Here is a 20569-nt window from a genome sequence, read left to right on the forward strand (position 1 = left end):
TGACTATTTAAAACAAAAAAATACTGCATGTACCATCCACGAACCTCAAGCACATGCAGAATATTACTTAATTATAGTTTTATAGCTTTGCTAATTTATTCAGCTTTGATGTACAGATCTTTTGAGTAGATCTTTTCTTCTGCGTTGTTCGCAGGGAAACCGCCTACTTTTGGAGATAGTAAACGAGTCTTAACATACTGATAAATTGGAGCGATTGGCATTTCTTTCGCCATTAGAGCTTCTGCATCTGCGTAAAGCTTTTGACGTTCTTCTTCAGAAGTAGAAGTCAGAGCTTTATCGATGATTGCATCGTACTCTTTGTTGCCCCAGTGTTGACCACCAGTAGTGTTGTTACTTGTCATCAAAGTTAGGAATGAAGACGCTTCGTTGTAGTCACCACACCAACCGGCACGAGCAACTTCGAAGTCACCTTGGTCTTTAGAAGATAGGTAAGTTTTCCACTCTTGGTTTTCTAGAGTGACATCTAGACCCAAAGTTTTCTTCCACATAGAACCAATCGCTACAGCAACCTTCTTGTGGTTTTCTGAAGTGTTGTATAGAAGAGTGAACTTAAGTGGGTTGTCTTTACCGTAACCAGCTTCAGCAAGTAGACGAGCTGCTTCTTCGTTACGCTCTTTCTGAGTCATTTTGCCGTAAGCAGGCATTACTGGGTTGAAACCAGAAGTGATCTCAGGCGTTAGGAAGTATGCTGGTTTCTGACCTTGACCCATGATTGCATCGCTAACGATGTTACGGTCAATCGCGTAAGAAATCGCTTTACGAACACGAACGTCATCAAATGGCTTTTTCTTGGTGTTGAAAGAGTAGTAGTAAGAACATAGGTTACCCACTACAGAAACAAATTCAGGGTGCTCTTTCTTAAGACGACGGAAATGCTCTACTGGCACTTCATAGCTGATATCGATCTCACCTGCTAGGAAGCGGTTCATTTCAGCAACTTGGTTTTCGATCGGAAGGAAAGTTACTTTATTGATAACAGTGTGCTCGTTATCCCAGTATTGTTCGTTACGTTTAAGAACTAAACGCTCGTTCACAACCCAGTTTTCAACTACATAAGCACCGTTACCAACGAAGTTTTCAGGTTTGGTCCATTGATCACCAAACTTCTCAACTGTCGCTTGATTAACTGGTTTCATTGTTGTGTGACCAGTCATCATAACGAAATATGGAACTGCAGAGTCTAATTCCACAACAAGAGTGTTTGCGTCTTTAGCGTATACGCCTAGCTCACTCTTGTCTTTTTTCCCTGCTACGATGTCCGCTGCATTCTTCATCTGGGTCATTTCCATGTACCAAGAGTATGGAGAAGCAGTTGCTGGATCAACAGCACGTTGCCAGCTGTATACGAAATCTTGTGCAGTTACAGGTTCGCCGTTAGACCACTTAGCCCCTTCACGAATATGGAAAGTGAACGTTTTGTTGTCTGAAGTTTCCCAGCGGTCTGCAACACCAGGAATAACCTTACCGTCAGCATCTTGGTTTACCAAGCCTTCTAGTAGGTCACGAATAACGTGTGATTCTGGAACACCTTGAGATTTGTGCGGGTCGATGGTCGCTACTTCTGTACCGTTACCACGAACGATCTCTTGCACTGGAGCTAGCTTAGTACCTGCTGGTACATTCGCAGCAAAAGCTGTAAGAGAAGTTGTTGCCACCGCTAGACCAGCACCTAGTAAAAGTGCTTGTGTGATTTTGTTCTTATACATCTGTATAAACTCCAAGTTTTAATTTTGCATCCATGACTTCTTTGCATTTCGGCTAGAACGGCTAACCTAAAAGACTTCGGAATTGACTGAATATCGCCATTTTCCTTACAAAGAATGCGGCAAACATTATCAAGCATTGAAGCAATTTGCCATAAAATCAGAATAAAAAGAGATTATATTCTTATCAATACTGAATAATTAGAGAGAAAAGCCAATCTAAACTAAACTTACAGGACAACAATGGAAAGTAATCCTTTACATCAGATTTAAATATCGATTTATCTAACTAAGACCGCATTCTCAGCATCTTGCACTAGAAAATAACAACATATTTAACATTTCGTGCACAAAATTAGGGAGGTTGTGTGATTTTTATCTCATCAGACAAGAAGGATTTGTGAGCAACCTCACTCACCTGCACTAAGATAGACGCAAATGCCCAAATTCAGCGCATATGAAACATGAGGTTCAGTACTAAATAGTTATGCAGAACCTCACTCTGCAACCATATGCGCCTTTGTATTGTTAGTTTCTTAACTACTTCGAATGAGTTCCGCCAGACTGGTTAAGCGGCGTTTTGAATCCTTAACATACGGATTATTGGTGTCCCAAGCATAACCAGCGAGTATCGAACAGATCATCTGCTTAATACGTGCGTTCGGCTTTTCATAATAGATGACGTCTTGTAGCGTGCTGTCATACCAGCCTTCAACGTAAGTTCTAAAAGCATTCACGCCTATCATCAATGGTGTTTCGTAATCGCGCTTCCAATCAACACTTTCACCTTCTAACTGACGAATTACACACTGCGCAGCGAATTGTGCTGATTTCATGGCGATCGTCACTCCAGATGAAAACACTGGATCCAAAAACTCTCCTGCATTACCCAATAATGCATAGTGCTGAGTAGCTAAATGTTTCACATTGGCGGAATAGCCTTTCAGCTCTCCAGCCGCATTCGGAAACTCTGCATTCTCCAACAATAGTGAAAGATGCTGCTCTTCTTTTACTAATTGTTTGATAGCTTCTATTTTGTCCTCGTTGTAACCGTCAAAAAATTCAGGTTTTGCAACAACACCAATTGAACAAATGCCATTAGAAAATGGAATTAGCCAATACCAGACATCAGAATGTTTAGGATGGACAGAAATCAGAATTTTATTTCGGTCATATAGGTGTTTTTCAGAATCGATATGATCAATCGTGTGGGTAAATATCGCTTTTCGAGCGGGTAAACAGGATGGTTCTTCAATATCCAACAATTTGGGTAATACACGCCCAAAGCCACTTGCATCTAAAACATACGACGCTTGAAGGGTGTAACATTCTCCTTTTTCGTCCGCGACAGTAATAAGCGAACTGGAACCTTCAAACTCAATACTTCTCACTTCATGCTGATAGCGGATTTCTACACCTTGTTGTTCTGCACTGTCTGCGAGAACTTTGTCGAAATTAGCACGCTGAACCTGAAAAGTCGTTCCTGGCCCTGGCGTAAACTTATCGCAAAAATCAAATTCGGTATAAACGCCATTTTTTCGAAAAGCTGCACCATTCTTAAATTGAAAGCCTGCCGCTTCTACCGCTGGTAGCATTCCCGCCTCCATTACGACTTCCATACATGCTGGAAGTAGGCTCTCGCCGATGGAGAAACGCGGAAACTGCAACTTTTCAATCACAAGAACATCGATACCTTGCTTATTTAGCAAAGCGGCGGCTGTCGACCCTGACGGCCCTGCGCCAATAATAACGACTTGACGTTGCTGTATATCCATTACAATTATTCTCTGATTATTATTTTTACTTTGCTTTTAGTTCTAACAACGTATGCCCCAGACCAATGTGATCTGTACGTTCCACCACTTCTAAGCCAGCTGCATCAATGATCTCAAGAAAATCATCACTGCGATAAAAACGGCTATTACCATTTGCTAGGCAGGTAAAATAAAGCGAGGTAGCGTTCAAGCTGTAGGAAGCCGCATCATATTTCTGCGCATCCCAGAATAGCTCCAAAATATACACTTTTGAATCTGGTTTTAGCTGCTGTTTGACTCTTTGTAGAATGCTTAGAATTTCCATTGGCGAAAAACAGTCTAAAAACTGACTCATCCACCACACATCGGCTTGTTCTGGCAAAGATTGGCTCTTATCCAACATGTTGGCTGGATAACCCTTTATACGTTGCGAAAAACCATTTTCTTCGGCATTTTTTAGTGCCATTTCGAGCTGTTGAGGAAGGTCAACAATCGTCACTTGAACATCTTTATCGTAGTGACAGCACTGCATCGCCCATTTACCTGTGTTGCCACCAATATCAACCAAAGTTTTAGGCTTGGAAGCAAAAACACGCTCAAGAAGGATCGGAAACGAACGATCTGAGTAAAAATGGTCGAATTGGAACCAGCTCTGCTTTGCTTTTTCAGGCAAACGAGAAAGACCTTGATAAATGGTTTCCCATTCGCCCAGCTCTTTAAGACCAGCGGGTTTACCTTCGGTAATCGACTCGGTTAAATGCATCATAGCGGCGTAACAAACATCTGCGGTGAAATCCATGTTTGCCTGAGTCATGCCGTCATGAAGAATGAAATGACCCAGATTTGCCAATATGTAATTGGGCTTCTGCCACAACACGATGTTCGCACTAATCGCCATATCCAGAAGGACTTTGACACCGTACTCAGATACACCCGTGGCTTTGGAAAGAGATTCAGCGCTCGCGCCTTGCGAACCCGCTTTATCCAACTCCATTAAAATACCTAAATCACGTAATGTACGTGCGGTATGAAAAATAATTGGCGCAAAAGATAACTTTTGCGCCTCAGTTTTCGCCTCTAGAGCGTTATAAGGATCTTGTTTTTGTTCAAACACGAAAAAGCCTAATTGTATTTATTTAGAATTATTTTACTGACGCTCTAGCCAACTGCTTCTGAATATCAACGTTCAGATTATTAACCCAGCGATTGTAGTTACGGTGAATACTTCCATCACTTGCTTTTAGATTCACAGAACTTACATAAATGATGGAATAATATTTGTCACTATAAGGAATACGAATTTCAGCGCTATGATCTCGAGCCAGAAGTTTAGCAGTTAATTCTGTAGCAGTGCTGTTGGCAATCACCCAACCACGATTTGTAGCAGCAACAACAATAGCGGCTTTTACTTCATCGCTGGTAAGAGTATAAGCAACTGGCGTGTTCTCAACATTCATGATTGGCTGCACGCGTCCACAGCCTGCTAAAAGTACAACTAACAAAATCGAAATCGTGTATTTTATTGCTTTCATTGCATTTCCTTGCTTTGATTGGGGAATATTAATAAACGAGCATAGTATTTAATGTGCTCAACAACAAATCAATACGTTATGTCAAATCAGTTGCAATTAATCTCATTTAATATCGATATGTGGTCAGCCAATAGCTTAGGTCTTAGTGACCAAACAAGTTGGGAACAGTGGGCACAACATGAAAACTGGCCAGAAGAAGAAACCATCGATGCTGCGTTGATTCCCGCTATGATGCGCCGCCGTATGAGCACATTAAGTAAGCTCGCTGTACAAACGGCAATTCATCTAATGAGCGATCAACAGATAGACTATTTGGTTTTTTCGAGCCGTCATGGTGAACTGCATCGCAGCGCTGAATTAATCCGCCATATATTAGCCGGTGAAGAAGCCTCACCAATGAACTTCTCGCAGTCAGTCCACAATACGGCGGCAGGTCTCTCAACCATAGCAACCAAACAAGCCATTCCCGTGACATCAATTGCTGGCGGAGAAAATACATTTCATAGCGCACTCATTGAAGCATGGCTTTATCTGAACCAATATCCAAAAGCTAAGGTCTTGTTAGTCGACTTTGATGAGCCGTTACCCTCGGATTATGCTGAATATGAAGACAAAAATTTTAAAGGCTACGCTTTAGGACTCATTTTGTCTTCTGGTGATAAGTGGCAAGTTGCACAATACAAAAAAACAGATACTATCAGTCACCTACCGCAAGCTTTGAGCTTTTTGGCACACTATCTACGCAAAGAATCTGATTGGATAATTGCTGGTGAAAGGAATTCATGGGAATGGCAGCAAGCATGAATGCTGTAAATAAATATTGGCGTATTTTTGCAACAGGACTTTGTTTTGCAATTTTTGGTTTAGGGGGTTTGACACTCAGTTTCGTTATTATTCCTCTAATTCGACTGACTACACCAAATACTATCCAACGAGAATACCGCGTACAAAACGTCATTCGCATTACGTTTCACTTTTTTTGCCGATTGATGAAGTTTACTGGAGCGATTGACTACCGAATCGACGGTGCTGACATTCTCGCCAACGATAAGAACTGCCTTATTGTTGCAAACCACCCTAGCCTTATCGACTACGTTTTAGTGGCATCTCAGCTTAAGCAATGTGATTGCTTAGTAAAGGCCGCCATCTGGTCAAACCCGTTCATGAAACACATTGTTAAAGCTGCGGGTTACATTCCTAATGAAACGCCAGATGACTTACTTGATTTGTGTGAAGAAAGATTTGAGCGAGACAATGTTTTACTGGTATTTCCTGAGGGAACTCGAACTACACCAGGTGTTGTCTCCAAACTGCAACGTGGTGCAGCTCAAATTGCGATACGCACTCAAAGAGACCTACGCATAATACATATTTCCGTTTCTCCTAGCTTTCTTACAAAGGAAAAAAAATGGTATCAAGTTCCCGATACCAAGCCTTTTTTCCATGTTGAAGTTAAGGATAAAGTTGAGGTCATGCCTTTTATAAAGCAAACTAATAACCCAACATCAGCAGCAAGAAGGCTTAATAGCTATCTTGCTGAAGCTATTTTTCCAACTATCAATAATAACTAAGTAGGTTCCCGTGGAAGTACTACATAACGAAATTAAGCAGTTGATTATCGACGCATTAAACCTTGAAGACATCTCTGTTGATGAGATTGAAACAGAAGCACCACTATTTGGGGACGGACTGGGGCTTGACTCTATTGATGCACTTGAACTTGGCTTAGCCATTAAAAAGAAATATAACATTGTCATCGATGCTGATGATTCTAATACGCGCCAACACTTCGCATCAGTGGCTAACTTAGCAGCGTATATCTCATCTCAAACTAGCAACTAATTTGTAGACAACGAATATGACAGAATTAAATAAGCAACAGGTTTTCGACCAAGTAAAAGACGCTTTGGTTGAACTATTCGAAATCGATGAAGCAGATATCCAGCCAGAGGCTCACCTATACCAAGACCTTGATTTGGACAGTATCGACGCTGTTGATCTTGTTGTTCACCTGCAGAATGTGACAGGCAAAAAGATTAAGCCAGAAGAATTCAAAATGGTTCGTACCGTCGATGACGTAGTTGAATCGGTAGTAGAACTGCTTAAGGAAGCCTAATGCGCCATTTGCTGACAGGTTTGTCTGCAATTGTTCTACTTGCGTATCCATTTGCCATTTACTACGGCATAGATAAATTTGGTTTAAGTGTCTTAGGTGCATTCCTTGCTGTCTTTTTTGTTTTACGCATTTTCACAGCAAGTAAAACCAAATTAAAAGAATTCAAACAGTTAGCAATTATAAGTGGTCTCATTGGGATCACTTTAATTGTTTTAGGGATTCTATTTCGTAGTAAAGGTTGGCTGCTGTTTTACCCTGTGGTTGTCAATGCATGCATGCTGATGGCTTTTGCAAGCAGTTTGAAGCAACCTCAAACCATTATCGAGAGACTCGCGAGGCTCCAAGAGCCAGATCTCCCTCAAAGTGGTATTCAATACACGAGAAAAGTAACCCAAGTGTGGTGTCTGTTTTTCTTGTTCAACGGCATAACAGCGCTTTACACCTGTTTCTTACCGATTGAAGTTTGGACGTTATACAACGGACTCATTAGCTACATACTCATCGGTGCTTTGTTTGCTATTGAATGGGTGGTGCGTCAATTTGTTCGCAAGGATTAGAATTTAATGACATCAAGTAGTACCAACCTTAGCCCGCTATCTCACCTTCTATTAGAACATCGTCCCAGCACTGTTGTTGCGTTTGGTTCTGAAGGCGAAATCAACTGGTCGCAGTTTGTTGCTGATATCAGTTATTACACCGAATTCCTTAACCAACTGAAATATCAAAACATCGCACTGTGTGCTCGCGACAGCTACTTATTCACGGTCGGGCTATTTGCACTATTTCATGCTAAAAAAACAGTAATTCTTCCGGGCAACTACCAACCGGAAGCGTTGGAAGAGTTGAGTAGTCAATTTGAATTTTTGCTTTGCGATGATGCTATTTCACTCTTGCGCACGACACCTAGCGAGCGCCTAACAAACGGACACGCTAAGAACGACCTGCCCCTTCAGCCATTAGAACTCGACAATATCCATCTGATTTTATTTACATCCGGTTCAAGCGGTACACCTAAAGCGATCCACAAAACGTTGCACCAACTTAGTGTTGAAGTGGAAATTCTGCACTCTCTTTGGGGAGACAAAACGCACAATTGTCGAATCGAGAGTACGGTTTCCCACCAGCACATCTATGGATTATTGTTCAGAGTGCTTTGGCCACTCTGCGCAGGTAATCCCTTTGCTCGGCACAGTTTAGAGTTTCCCGAACAAATTGCTCATCACGCCAATAAAGACACCGTGTTGATCAGTAGCCCTGCGCTTCTGAAACGTTTGACAGAGGAACATCAAGCCACCGAGTTGAGAGCGCTTTTTTCATCAGGTGGACCTCTACCATTCACGGCAGCGAACCATGCACACGAGCTATTTAGCTTTAGACCGATAGAGGTTTTTGGTAGTACAGAAACAGGCGGTATCGCTTTTCGTCAGCAGACCACAGAACAAGTACCGTGGCAGCTATTTCCAAAAGTCGCAGCACAATTGAACCAAGAGAATTGCCTGCGTTTGCGCTCCGTACATATCGACCCAAATGGCTGGTATCAAACGGCTGACGAATGTGAATTTGTCTCTGAAAATCAGTTTATTTTGAAAGGTCGCACGGATCGGATAATCAAAGTTGAAGAAAAACGGGTATCACTGGTAGAAGTAGAGAAACGCGTTGACCAACTCAGCTACGTTCAAGAATGCGCTGTAATTCCAGTTCAACAAAGAGAACGGTTAATTTTGGCGGCAGCGATAGTATTGACAGAGACCGGCGAAAAGCAGCTTGCTGAACTTGGCAAAGGTAAATTTTGGCTGTTGCTTCGAAATGAACTTAGAAACTGGTTAGAACCCATTGCTGTACCACGCAGTTTTAGAGTGGTAAAAGAGATCCCATTGAACAGTCAAGGTAAGCGCCAAGTCGCTGAACTTGAAAAATTATTCCAATAAAAACGAAGAAAATGCCGACACTATGATGGCTAAAAGAAAACCAACGTTACTGGCTTGCGAGCAATCCGAACACCACGTGCTACTGACTTTTAAGGTAGACGCAGATATCGAAGACTTTAAGGGGCATTTTAACCACTTTCCCCTACTTCCCGGCGTCACCCAAATTGATTGGGCGATCTTCTACGCTCGTCAATATTTGAACACACCTGCTCATTTCAAAGGCATGGAAGTCATTAAGTTCCAAGAACCCATTTTGCCCAATGCGGAAGTCACTTTGAGTCTAACGTGGGATGAAAGCAAACAGAAACTGGCGTTTCACTACCAATCTCAGAGAGAAGGTCAACCAGTAACTCATTCATCAGGCAAAATGAAACTGGGAGATGCCAGTGAGCAAGCTTGATTATCACCCGTGTTTTTTAATCCCTTGCTTTAACCATGGCGGAACTGTCGCGGCTGTGATTGATTCTCTGGCTGACTTCGATTTTCTCGTGTTTCTTGTGGATGACGGTAGCAATAAAGAGACAAAATTTGCTCTTTCGGAAGCAGCCAAACGCGATAACGTTTCACTGATTACTTTGCCTAAAAACCAAGGCAAAGGTGGTGCAGTAATGGCGGGACTACGCCATGCACATTGGCTTGGTTACAGTCATGTGATTCAAATTGATGCCGACGGTCAGCATGACATCACCGCATTGCCAAATCTGATTGAGACTTCAAGAAACAATCCGAATCATCTAATTTCAGGGCAACCCGTTTACGACGAAAGTGTTCCTAAAGCCCGACTCTACGGTCGTTATGTCACACATGTTTGGGTATGGATTGAAACGCTCTCACTAGAAATCAAAGACAGCATGTGTGGCTTCCGCGCTTATCCGGTACAGGCGGCGATTGATGTGATGAATCACAACGACATCGGCAGTCGCATGGATTTCGATACCGAGATCTTTGTTCGTATGTTCTGGAATGGCGTGCAGTTCAAGTTCGTCAATACCCGCGTCATTTACCCAGAAGGTGGAATTTCTCATTTCGATTCGCTATGGGATAACGTCAAAATCAGTTGGATGCATACTCGACTGTTTTTCGGTATGTTGCCGCGAATTCCAAAACTATTGCTTCGTAAACGTTCAACCGGTAGCGACGAACATTGGTCCAAACGACAAGAACGTGGAACGGTACTTGGTATTAAAGTCCTTATGGCAATCTACAAGCTGTTGGGAAGAACGGTCTTTCGCGCCATTTTGAAACTGGTCATGGGTTATTACCACTTAACTGGTAAACAGGCGAAAACCTCTTCAGAGCAGTTTTTGCAGCAAGTGAAAACCTATGCCGAGCAGCAACAGCTTCCACTGGCTAAAAACCTCTCTAGCTACAAGCATCTATTGTCCTTTGGCGAAACCATGCTGGATAAACTGGCAGCTTGGCGAGGCGATTTTAACGTAGACAATCTTACCGTACATGGTCAAGAACAGCTAAAGCCATTAATCGACCAAAAACGCGGTGTACTTTTATTAGGCTCTCATTTAGGCAACATTGAGTTGTGCCGCGCCTTAAGTCGACGCCACACACATTTAAAGATAAACGCTTTGGTGTTTACCGAACATGCAGAGCGCTTTAACGCGGTAATGAAAGCGGTGAATCCGAAGTCAGAGCTGAATCTAATTCAGGTCAGCAAAATCGGTCCTGACACTGCGATTATGCTACAGCAAATGATAGAACAAGGTGAATGGGTCGTTATCGTTGGCGACAGGACCTCAACCAGTGTAGAAAGTCGCGTCGTGTGGGCAGATTTCCTCGGAAAGCCAGCTCCGTTTCCTCAAGGACCGTTTATGCTGGCTTCAGTATTGTCCGCTCCGGTCTACCTGATTTTCGGATTACGTGACGATCAGAGTAAGCAGCCACATTTTGATGTCTACTTTGAACATTTTAGTGATGGTATCGAACTACCGCGCGCAACAAGGCAAGAGTCTTTGCAACAAGTGGTACAGCAATATGCTGACCGCTTACAACACTACACAATGAAAGCACCACTGCAGTGGTACAACTTCTTCAACTTCTGGGAATTAAGCAAAAGCCATGACGAAGACAAACGACAATAAGATTTTATTCGGCGCACAGCGTCTGACCATTGAGGACGTTGTTTCAATCGCACAAGGCGCGAGTGCTTCGATTAACTCTTCTGCTGAATTCACAGCGAAGATTGACCGTGGTGTCGCGTTTTTAGAACGTCTATTAAAAGAAGAAGGCGTGATCTACGGCGTTACAACCGGCTATGGTGATTCATGTACTGTGGCAATTCCAGCCAACTTAGTTGAAGAACTACCACTTCACTTAACACGTTTTCATGGCTGTGGTTTGGGCGAAGTGCTCACTCACCAACAATCTCGTGCGGTTTTAGCAACGCGCCTGTGTTCACTCGCGCAGGGTGTATCTGGTGTCTCTCATGATGTATTGAATCAAATCATCAATCTGATCAATCACGATATCGCGCCGCGTATTCCGCAAGAAGGTTCTGTTGGTGCAAGTGGTGACTTAACACCACTTTCCTACGTGGCAGCAACGTTGATTGGTGAACGTGAAGTACTTTACAAAGGTGAAGTTCGCTCAACTCAAGAAGTGTTCGCAGAACTTGGTTTAACGCCAATCAAACTCAAGCCGAAAGAAGGCTTAGCGTTGATGAACGGTACGTCGGTCATGACAGCGCTAGCTTGTTTGGCTTATCAGCGCGCTGAATATCTGGCTCAGCTGTGCACCAAAATCACCGCACTGGTTTCGATTGGTATGCAAGGCAACGATTTCCATTTTGATGAAGCGTTATTTGCGGTGAAACCTCACCCTGGTCAGCAACAGATTGCCGCTTGGTTACGTGCTGATCTCCAAGCCGAGAGACCACCTCGCAATAGTGACCGCTTACAAGACCGCTATTCACTGCGCTGTGCTCCGCATGTCATTGGCACAGTACAAGACGCTCTACCTTGGTTACGTCAGCTTATCGAAAATGAACTCAACAGCGCGAACGACAACCCTATTATTGATGGCGATAACGAGCGCGTGCTTCACGGTGGTCATTTCTATGGCGGTCATATTGCCATGGCAATGGACACTCTTAAAACCTGTGTGGCTAATCTTGCTGACCTTCTGGATCGTCAAATGGCGCAGTTGATGGATTATAAATTCAACAACGGTCTGCCATTTAACCTAACAGGCGCTGAAGGCGAACGTAAGCCAATCAACCACGGCTTTAAAGCGGTACAAATTGGCATTTCAGCTTGGACGGCAGAAGCACTGAAACACACGATGCCAGCGAGCGTGTTCTCGCGCTCTACTGAATGTCACAACCAAGACAAAGTGAGCATGGGGACAATCGCGGCGCGCGACTGCTTACGCGTATTGCAATTAACCGAGCAAGTGGCGGCTGCCTCTTTGTTAGCTTCTGTTCAAGCCATTGAACTACGTAAACGCCACAATGAGATTTATGAGCGTCATATGAGTGCCAGCGTGAATCAGATTGTGGCGCATGTTCAACAAGACTTTAAGTTTGTGGTAGAAGATCGTCCGCTGGAAGCTGACCTTCGTTTATGTATTGATCGTATCCAATCGCAACACTGGACGCTGTACTAGGAGCCGCAATGGAAAACATTATTTTTCCTTTAGAGACTGAAGTGACAGTGACCACTTCGTTTCAAGATGCCGATCCTATGGGCGTAATCTATCACGGCAACTACTTCCGCTACTTTGAAGAAGCGCGTCGAGTGTTGCTGGATAAAATCGCCTACGGTTACATTGCGATGAGTGAATCAGGCCACATGTGGCCTGTCATTGACACTCGAGTAAAATACGTCAAAGCCATTCCGTTTAACCATGAGATCCGCATCAGTGCCAAACTGACTGAGTGGGAGAACCGCCTTCGTATTGATTACGTAATTTTTGATGCGAAAACGGGGCAAAGAATGTGTAAAGCACATACTACCCAAGTTGCGGTCAGTATTGCCGATCAAGAAATGTGCTTTGTTTCACCAAAACGTTTTTTGGACAAAGTCGAACATTGGCATCAAACCGGAGAATGCTTGCAATGATTAAGGCTGTTAAAAACATCGCCCTATCCTTCTGTCTGAGCCTAGTCAGTGTCACTGGCGTTTGGGCTCAAGTGACGGACTTGACCTCATTGCAAACCCAATTGCAGCAGCATCCCATTGTGCGTGGCGATTTTTCCCAAAGCCGCACATTAGCTATGTTTGATCAGCCGTTAGTATCTGAAGGCTCGTTTCTACTTGAAAAGCAACATGGATTACTGTGGCAGCAAAGCACACCGTTTCCGGTGAATTTGGTATTAACACAGGACAAACTGCGTCAAACCTTCGCCAACCAACCTGCTCAAGTCATTACAGCCAAAGAAAACCCGATGGCTTTTTACTTCAGCAAAATATTTTTGTCCGTTTTCCACGGCGATACAGAGCAACTAAAAAGCCAGTTTGACCTGCAATTTACGCCTCAAAATGGTCACTGGCAGTTAGTACTGACACCTAAGGAAGCACCACTGAATGCGGTGTTCAAATTCATCGTATTGCAAGGCAACGAAGATATTGATTCCTTAGTTTTAGAAGAAATCAGAGGCGACAAAACCGAAATCACCTTCACGAATCAAACGCACCAACCAGAGAATTTAACGGATGCTGAACAAACTCAGTTCCAGTTTTAATCATTCTAAGCTGGCCATTATCTGGCTTGTTTTGGTCCTACTAAGCTGCGCCCTACTGGTTAAACAGTGGGGTTTTAGCTCAGCTGTACCCATTGAAACTGACATCATGAAATTGCTTCCGCAGAGTCGCCAAGACCCGCTGGCTCAAGTGGCGTTTGATCGAGTAACTAATAGTGTCAGTGACAAGATAGTGTTCGTTCTGAAAGGCAACAATGAGCAACAACTATTTGCCGCTGCACAATCATTTCAAGATTCGTTGTTGAATCTTGGTGAATTAAAGCAAGTGACTGGCAAAATTGACCAACAACAGCAAAATGCATGGAGCCGTTACTACTTCTCCCATCGCTTTCAATTTCTGACTGATGAGCAGCGCTCACGCTTGCAAAACGCACCTGAACAACAAGTGCAAAAAGTCATTCAAACCCTCTACAACCCATTTTCGGGCGTCACTGGTTCAGAGTTATCTAGTGACCCATTTTTGCTGTTTCGTGATTATTTAAGTCACTTAAACCAACTGACAACGCAATTTCAAATTCAACAAGGCTTCCTCACTACACAATTTCAAAACGATACTTATGTGTTGATAACCGCGACTCTGGCTGATTCCCCTTACAGCATGTCGACACAGCAAGTTGTACCCAAATTGAAGAGCTTAGAGCAGACGCTAAAAACACAATACGATGTGGAAAGCGCACACACCGGCGTACTCTTTTATGCAGATTTTGGTACACAAAGTGCGAAATCAGAAATCAGCACCATTGGTCTTTTCTCGCTGCTGGGCGTTGTTGTTATCGTGCTGTTTGTGTTCCGCAGTGCTGCGCCTTTGGTGTTAGCTTTGCTCTCTATCAGCGTTGGGCTTTTGGTTGCGCTTGTTACTACCACAGCCATTTTCGGCAAAGTCCATCTGTTTAGTTTGGTATTTGGCGCAAGCTTGATTGGTGTTTCGATCGACTACGCGTTCCACTACCTCACTGACCGCCTTGCTGCACAAGACAAATGGGACAGCGTCAAAGGGCTGCAACATATTTTCACAGCAATCACACTTGGGCTGATCACCAGCCTAATTGGCTACTTAGGTTTGCTCATTGCGCCATTTCCCGGCTTACAGCAACTGGCGCTGTTCTCCGCAATTGGATTAATCGCTGCCTATGCCACTGTCGTCGCGTGGTATCCCGTTCTTGCTCGTAAAGCGACGCCTCATCGAACACTGCCGGGCGACATGCTTTGGCAGTGGTGGTTAGCGCAATGGCAAAAACGCAGCGTAAGAGCCACACTACCACTACTGCTTTTGGTCTTTGGCGCAGTTCAAATGACACGAGTGAACTACGATGATGACATTCGTCAGCTTCAAGCAATGCCTTTAGATCTTAAGCAGCAAGAAGAGCTCATTAACCAAGTTTCGGGAGTGAAATCATCTCAACAAATGCTGGTTGTTAGCGCGGCAAGTGATGAAGATTTACTGCTGAGACTTGAGCAGTTGCAGAGCACGCTTGATGAGTGGAAAAAGCAACAAGTACTGGGTGGATATCAAAGTCTGAGTCAGTACTTACCCTCGTTATCCAGACAAGCAGCCAACTACCAATTGGTACAAAACCTCTATGTGAATTATGGCGCTATGTTGGCTCAGTCGCTAAAGCTGTCAGCACAGCCGTCCTTAGATACTAATCTAGAGCCTGTCACTGTTAGTGAATACCTGACTCAAAACGTTTCAGAACCAGTGCAATTCCTTTATCTGGGTAAAGTCGGAGAAAATGTCGCATCCGTTATCATGCTTAGAGATGTGCATAACGCCGATGACATAAAAGACTTCGCCAATCAAAACGCCGATATCAGCTATTTGGATAAAGCAGGCGAAATCTCCGCCTTGTTTGGAGAATACCGAACCAAAGTAATGGAGCTGTTAGCTGCGGCTTTGATAGGTATATCGCTTCTACTGGCAAAACGTTACGGAATATCCCATACGCTGCGAATTGTATTCCCGTGTGTGGTGGCTTGCCTAGTCGGTATCGCAGTAACAACATTGACTGGTTCAACACTCAACCTGTTTAACTTACTCGCTTTGGTACTTGTGGTCGGTATTGGTATCGACTACACGCTGTTTTTTGCCGAACAGTCTATTACCGAGCGATCTTTTACTGAGAAGTCTATTACCGAGAAGCCTTTAACCAAGCCGTCACAAAGCCGCAGTACTTTGCTGGCAATTACTTTGTCCGCAATGACTACTCTACTTTCATTTGGTCTGCTGTCACTGAGTGAGACCCACGCCATTCACAGTTTCGGCTTAACGACGCTAAGCGGTATTTTTGTCGCTTGGCTACTTTCTCCGTTAGCAATTAAGGGGCAAACAAATCAATGAAATGGATAACCACGCTCTTTGTTTGTCTATGGTTGATTGGTTGTAGTTTGCAGCCACAGTCTTCTTCAACCAGCGTAGAAATCGCTCGTGATGTATGGGTTGAGCTGCCATTACCAAACCAACTCGGACTATCGCTTAACGCGACACAATTGATATCTGCACAGTGGCAAGATGAGCAAGGCAATATGCAGACTCAGCAATTGCCAGTGCAGTTACAAATCGATGCTCAGCATATCGTATTAGCGGGATTTTCTTCATGGGGAACTCGCTTGCTGTCGTTGGATTACGATGGCGAAACGATTTCAACGCAAGTTATGAGTGGACTAGAAAACACCCTACCGAAACCGGAACAAGTGTTATTTAATCTGATGATCACCCTATGGCCTCGAAGTGCTTGGGAAGCACCATTAAATAAGGTAAGGTGGTCCATTATTGATGACCAACATCAACGCATTATTTACAACGAGGCTGGAGAATCGGTATTGATCATTCGCTACGCTGGTGAATCACCTCTTGAAGGCGATATTCACTTTGAAAACAAGCCGTTGAATTATTCAATTACTATCCAGACATTAAGTCATCAAGAAAAATTAACAACGTCAAAACAGTAGAAAAACCTAGATGAATTCTTCAACTTCATTTCCAGTGTTTATTCATGATTGTGGTTTTCACTCTGCTCTAGGGAGTGAAGAGGTTGCTATTCATCAAGCGCTGCAATCAGGGCATTCAAAAGGCATGCTCATAGACAATGAAATCCTCAATACTCACACGTCGACCGTTATTGGACGCGTCACAGAGGCGCTGCCGGAAATTCCTCAGTCATTGTCTAAATATGCAACACGTAATAACCAGCTTGCTTTGTCTGCACTGCTACAAATAAAGCCGAGTGTTGATAAAGCGATCGAACAATTTGGATCAGATCGAATTGCTGTGATTGTTGGTACCAGCACGTCTGGAATTTCCGATGGTGAAGCAGCCTACGCACAAAAAATCAACCAAGGTGCATTCCCAGAAGACTATCACTACACCAAGCAAGAACTCGGTGACAGTGCCAATTTCGTAGCCGATTTCTTCGGTATCACTGGTCCTTGCTATACGATTTCAACTGCATGCTCGTCAAGTGGTCGCGTGTTTATCAGTGCAAAACGTATGCTTCGCACAGGCATTGTCGATGCTGTGGTTGTAGGTGGTGTCGATTCCATTTGTAAACTGACACTGAACGGGTTCAACGGCTTAGAAGCACTGTCGAACGAGCTATGTCAGCCATTTAGTGCGCAACGTTCAGGTATTAATATCGGTGAATCAGCGGCATTTATGTTGTTGAGCACAGAAACCAGCGACATCGCTTTATTAGGCGCAGGTGATAGCTCTGATGCCCACCATATTTCCGCACCTCATCCGGAAGGTAATGGTGCTGAACAAGCTATGCGAGCAGCACTTAATGACGCAGGACTTACCGCTGACGATATCGGTTATATCAATGCTCACGGCACTGCCACGCCCCTGAACGACAGCATGGAAAGTAAAGCCATCTATCGTGTATTTGGCAGCGGCGTGCCAGTCAGCTCTACCAAACCATTAACGGGTCACACCCTTGGCGCAGCAAGTGCGACTGAAGCGGCGATCGCTTGGCACATTTTGCGTCATCAGTTACCGCTTCCTATGCAGCGCTGTGTAGACAAGGCTGAGGATATTGAAATTACTCTGGTTGAAAATGAACAATATCTTGGCAAAAAAGCGATTCTCAGCAACTCTTTTGCCTTTGGCGGTAACAACATTAGCTTAATTTTTGGATACTCTCATGACTGAATTACCTGCAATCGCAACACTGCTGCCTCATGATAATCCAATGATTTTGGTTGATCGCGCTTTGTCTATTGGCGCCACTTCCATTCACAGCCAAGTGGATATCGACAAACACCTGATGTTTTTTAATCCTGAAACCAACATCGTTCCTGCCTATGTCGGCATTGAATTTATGGCGCAGTCCATCGCGGCTTGGTCTGGATATCAAGCATTACTAAAAGGGGAAGAACCGCCTATCGGTTTCCTACTCGGCAGCCGCCGTTACACCACAGAGTATGACCAATTTACGCAAGGTCAGACTCTCGATATCTTCGCAGATCAAGTGATGGAAGATAATGGCATGGCGGTGTTTTCAGGCCGCATAGAATTTCAAGGGAATATCATCGCTCAGTGCCAACTGAATGTTTATGTTCCTACAAAAGAAAAATTACAAGAAATGAAAATTAGGAGTCATGCATGACCCGACAAGTCCTCGTCACGGGTGCCAGCAAAGGCATAGGCAAAGCGATTGCTATTGCGCTAGGTAAAGATGGCTTTCACGTCATTGTTCACTACATGGGAGACCAAAATGGTGCCCAATCAACACTTGATACCATTGTTGAAAACGGCGGCTCAGGTAGATTAATCAAATTCGATATTAGCAATCGTGCAGAATGCAAGAGCAACATTGAATCAGACATTGAGCAGCACGGTGCTTACTACGGTGTTGTGAACAATGCGGGTATCACACGTGATACTGCGTTCCCAGCAATGACAGAAGAAGAATGGGATGGGGTCATCCATACCAACTTAGACAGTTTCTATAACGTTCTGCACCCTTGCGTCATGCCAATGGTACAGCTACGTAAAGGTGGGCGAATAGTTACTCTGGCGTCTGTTTCCGGTATTGCCGGTAACCGCGGTCAAACCAACTACAGCGCAGCGAAAGCGGGCGTCATTGGCGCGACCAAATCTCTGGCGTTGGAGCTGGCAAAACGCAAAATCACAGTAAACTGTGTTGCTCCTGGTCTAATTGATACAGGCATGGTCGATGAACATGTAAAAGAACATGCACTCCCTCTTGTACCACTACGCCGTATGGGTGAACCAGAAGAAGTGGCAGGTCTGGTTAGCTACCTAATGTCAGACATTGCAGGGTATGTCACTCGCCAAGTTATTTCTGTTAACGGAGGTCTCGTATGAGCCGCAGAGTTGTTGTAACCGGTATGTCCGGTGTTACTGCGTTTGGTAACGACTGGGCGAGTATTGAACCTCGTTTGCGTGCTTGCGAAAACGCCACACAATACATGCCTTCCTACGAGCAATATGATGGTCTGAACACAAAGCTCGCAGCTCCCGTGAATGATTTCGAATTGCCAAAGCACTACAAACGTAAGCAAGTACGCGGTATGGGTCGTGTTTCTATGCTGGCAACAGTCGCGACTGAAAACGCACTGATTCAAGCAGGCTTAATTGGTAACGAAGTGCTTACTAACGGTCAAACCGGTATTGCTTACGGCTCTTCGACGGGCAGTACTGATGCCGTGGGTGCGTTTGGTGTGATGCTCAATGAGAAAACCACCAGAGCGATTACTGCAACGACTTATGTGCAAATGATGCCGCACACCACAGCGGTCAACGTAGGGCTGTTTTTCGGTCTTCGTGGTCGCGTAATCCCAACCAGTAGTGCCTGTACTTCAGGAAGCCAAGCCATTGGTTATGCCTATGAAGCGATTAAGCACGGATACCAAACCGTAATGGTCGCAGGTGGCGGTGAAGAGCTGTGCCCGACCGAATCTGCGGTGTTCGATACCCTATTCGCAACCAGTCTGAAAAATGATGCTCCGAAAACCACACCTAGCCCATACGATAAAGATCGTGATGGTCTGGTGATTGGTGAAGGTGCTGGCACTCTGGTGCTTGAAGAGTACGAACATGCAAAAGCTCGCGGCGCAAAAATTTTTGCCGAGATCGTTGGTTTTGCCAGCAACTGCGATGCAGCACACGTTACTCAGCCACAAATGGAAACCATGCAAATTTGTATGGAACTGGCTCTTAAAGACGCCAGCCTGTCGCCAGACAAAATTGGCTATGTTTCAGCACATGGTACAGCAACTGACCGCGGTGATATTGCTGAAAGCAATGCCACTGAGAAAGCCGTCGGCAAAGTGCCAATTAGCTCCCTAAAGAGTTATTTTGGGCATACCCTTGGCGCATGTGGCGCTGTAGAAGCTTGGCTGAGTTTAGAAATGATGCATACAGGTTGGTTTAGCCCTACTCTCAATCTGAATAACTTAGACCCTGAGTGTGGTGACCTTGATTACATCACAGGCTCTGGTCGTGACATGCAGATTGACTATCTGATGAGCAATAACTTTGCGTTCGGTGGCATCAACACGTCAATCATCTTCAAGCGTATCGCAGAGTAAACCTCACGAGGTATTCTGAAGCCGTCTTATTTCATGATAAAGGCGGCTTTTTAATGCCCTGCGTTTTTATCTCCGTTTGCTTACCTCATCCTTGTTCACTTTTCTACTTCGACTATTTATCGGTTTGCTTTATATCCCTTGAGTGAATTACTCAAATTTGTTAACTCAATTAAAGATTTCAATCATTTTCGGGAACGTTACCGAAAACCGAATTATACTAGCGGCATTTTAAGTGTATTATCCTTCCTA

21 protein-coding genes are annotated in these 20569 nt (G+C 44.2%); 17 read left to right on the plus strand and 4 right to left on the minus strand.

Features of this window, described 5'->3' with window-relative positions; genetic code table 11:
- Positions 1-95: 95 nt before the first annotated feature.
- From ACOSVQ_RS03390 to ACOSVQ_RS03405, 4 genes are all read right to left on the minus strand, one after another.
- Positions 96-1727, minus strand: a complete 1632-nt coding sequence (locus tag ACOSVQ_RS03390; protein ID WP_171138743.1) for an ABC transporter substrate-binding protein — start codon at positions 1725-1727, stop codon at positions 96-98.
- 533 nt (positions 1728-2260) lie between these two features.
- Positions 2261-3499, minus strand: a complete 1239-nt coding sequence (locus tag ACOSVQ_RS03395) for an NAD(P)/FAD-dependent oxidoreductase (protein WP_491981181.1) — start codon at positions 3497-3499, stop codon at positions 2261-2263.
- Between the two features lie 25 nt (positions 3500-3524).
- Positions 3525-4592 carry a methyltransferase gene (locus ACOSVQ_RS03400; protein ID WP_491981182.1) on the minus strand — a complete coding sequence of 356 codons (1068 nt, stop codon included), beginning with the start codon at positions 4590-4592 and terminating at the stop codon, positions 3525-3527.
- A 28-nt stretch (positions 4593-4620) separates the two neighbouring features.
- The gene (locus ACOSVQ_RS03405) at positions 4621-5010 is read right to left on the minus strand and encodes a hypothetical protein (protein WP_491981183.1); all 390 of its coding nucleotides are present in this window, start codon (positions 5008-5010) and stop codon (positions 4621-4623) included.
- Between the two features lie 78 nt (positions 5011-5088).
- Here ACOSVQ_RS03405 and ACOSVQ_RS03410 point away from each other — a divergent pair, with 78 nt between their 5' ends.
- From ACOSVQ_RS03410 to ACOSVQ_RS03490, 17 genes are read left to right on the plus strand one after another with little or no spacing between them, the layout of a single operon-like run.
- The gene (locus ACOSVQ_RS03410) at positions 5089-5814 is read left to right on the plus strand and encodes a beta-ketoacyl synthase chain length factor (protein ID WP_491981184.1); all 726 of its coding nucleotides are present in this window, start codon (positions 5089-5091) and stop codon (positions 5812-5814) included.
- Entirely contained in the window at positions 5811-6581 is a 771-nt protein-coding gene (locus tag ACOSVQ_RS03415; RefSeq protein ID WP_491981428.1) for a lysophospholipid acyltransferase family protein, read from the plus strand. The genes ACOSVQ_RS03410 and ACOSVQ_RS03415 overlap by 4 nt, the downstream gene beginning before the upstream one ends.
- 10 nt (positions 6582-6591) lie before the next feature.
- Positions 6592-6852, plus strand: a complete 261-nt coding sequence (locus ACOSVQ_RS03420; protein WP_491981185.1) for a phosphopantetheine-binding protein — start codon at positions 6592-6594, stop codon at positions 6850-6852.
- A 16-nt stretch (positions 6853-6868) separates the two neighbouring features.
- Positions 6869-7126 (plus strand): acyl carrier protein, encoded by a 258-nt coding sequence (locus tag ACOSVQ_RS03425; protein WP_491981186.1) that lies wholly within the window; start codon positions 6869-6871, stop codon positions 7124-7126.
- Entirely contained in the window at positions 7126-7683 is a 558-nt protein-coding gene (locus ACOSVQ_RS03430; RefSeq protein WP_491981187.1) for a COG4648 family protein, read from the plus strand. The genes ACOSVQ_RS03425 and ACOSVQ_RS03430 overlap by 1 nt, the downstream gene beginning before the upstream one ends.
- Before the next feature lie 6 nt (positions 7684-7689).
- Positions 7690-9054 (plus strand): AMP-binding protein, encoded by a 1365-nt coding sequence (locus tag ACOSVQ_RS03435; RefSeq protein WP_491981188.1) that lies wholly within the window; start codon positions 7690-7692, stop codon positions 9052-9054.
- Between the two features lie 25 nt (positions 9055-9079).
- Positions 9080-9454: an ApeI family dehydratase gene (locus tag ACOSVQ_RS03440; RefSeq protein WP_491981429.1), complete on the plus strand. Its 375-nt coding sequence runs from the start codon at positions 9080-9082 to the stop codon at positions 9452-9454.
- Positions 9441-11150, plus strand: coding sequence for a glycosyltransferase family 2 protein (locus ACOSVQ_RS03445; RefSeq protein WP_491981189.1), 1710 nt, complete (start codon positions 9441-9443; stop codon positions 11148-11150). Before ACOSVQ_RS03440 ends, ACOSVQ_RS03445 begins: the two co-directional genes overlap by 14 nt.
- Positions 11128-12672 carry an HAL/PAL/TAL family ammonia-lyase gene (locus tag ACOSVQ_RS03450; protein ID WP_491981190.1) on the plus strand — a complete coding sequence of 515 codons (1545 nt, stop codon included), beginning with the start codon at positions 11128-11130 and terminating at the stop codon, positions 12670-12672. The genes ACOSVQ_RS03445 and ACOSVQ_RS03450 overlap by 23 nt, the downstream gene beginning before the upstream one ends.
- Positions 12673-12680: 8 nt before the next feature.
- The gene (locus ACOSVQ_RS03455; protein WP_491981191.1) at positions 12681-13127 is read left to right on the plus strand and encodes an acyl-CoA thioesterase; all 447 of its coding nucleotides are present in this window, start codon (positions 12681-12683) and stop codon (positions 13125-13127) included.
- Positions 13124-13750, plus strand: coding sequence for an outer membrane lipoprotein carrier protein LolA (locus tag ACOSVQ_RS03460; protein WP_491981192.1), 627 nt, complete (start codon positions 13124-13126; stop codon positions 13748-13750). The genes ACOSVQ_RS03455 and ACOSVQ_RS03460 overlap by 4 nt, the downstream gene beginning before the upstream one ends.
- Entirely contained in the window at positions 13722-16106 is a 2385-nt protein-coding gene (locus tag ACOSVQ_RS03465; RefSeq protein ID WP_491981193.1) for an MMPL family transporter, read from the plus strand. The genes ACOSVQ_RS03460 and ACOSVQ_RS03465 overlap by 29 nt, the downstream gene beginning before the upstream one ends.
- On the plus strand, positions 16103-16717 hold the full coding sequence (locus ACOSVQ_RS03470) for a DUF3261 domain-containing protein (protein ID WP_491981194.1): 615 nt from the start codon (positions 16103-16105) through the stop codon (positions 16715-16717). Before ACOSVQ_RS03465 ends, ACOSVQ_RS03470 begins: the two co-directional genes overlap by 4 nt.
- A gap of 10 nt (positions 16718-16727) precedes the next feature.
- Positions 16728-17915 (plus strand): beta-ketoacyl-[acyl-carrier-protein] synthase family protein, encoded by a 1188-nt coding sequence (locus ACOSVQ_RS03475; protein ID WP_491981195.1) that lies wholly within the window; start codon positions 16728-16730, stop codon positions 17913-17915.
- Positions 17908-18372, plus strand: coding sequence for a hotdog family protein (locus tag ACOSVQ_RS03480; protein ID WP_491981196.1), 465 nt, complete (start codon positions 17908-17910; stop codon positions 18370-18372). Before ACOSVQ_RS03475 ends, ACOSVQ_RS03480 begins: the two co-directional genes overlap by 8 nt.
- Positions 18369-19094 carry a 3-oxoacyl-ACP reductase FabG gene (fabG, locus tag ACOSVQ_RS03485; protein ID WP_491981197.1) on the plus strand — a complete coding sequence of 242 codons (726 nt, stop codon included), beginning with the start codon at positions 18369-18371 and terminating at the stop codon, positions 19092-19094. The genes ACOSVQ_RS03480 and fabG overlap by 4 nt, the downstream gene beginning before the upstream one ends.
- Positions 19091-20320: a beta-ketoacyl-ACP synthase gene (locus ACOSVQ_RS03490; RefSeq protein WP_491981198.1), complete on the plus strand. Its 1230-nt coding sequence runs from the start codon at positions 19091-19093 to the stop codon at positions 20318-20320. The genes fabG and ACOSVQ_RS03490 overlap by 4 nt, the downstream gene beginning before the upstream one ends.
- Positions 20321-20569 lie beyond the last annotated feature (249 nt).

The sequence above is a fragment of the Vibrio sp. HM8-C genome (genome assembly GCF_058630515.1).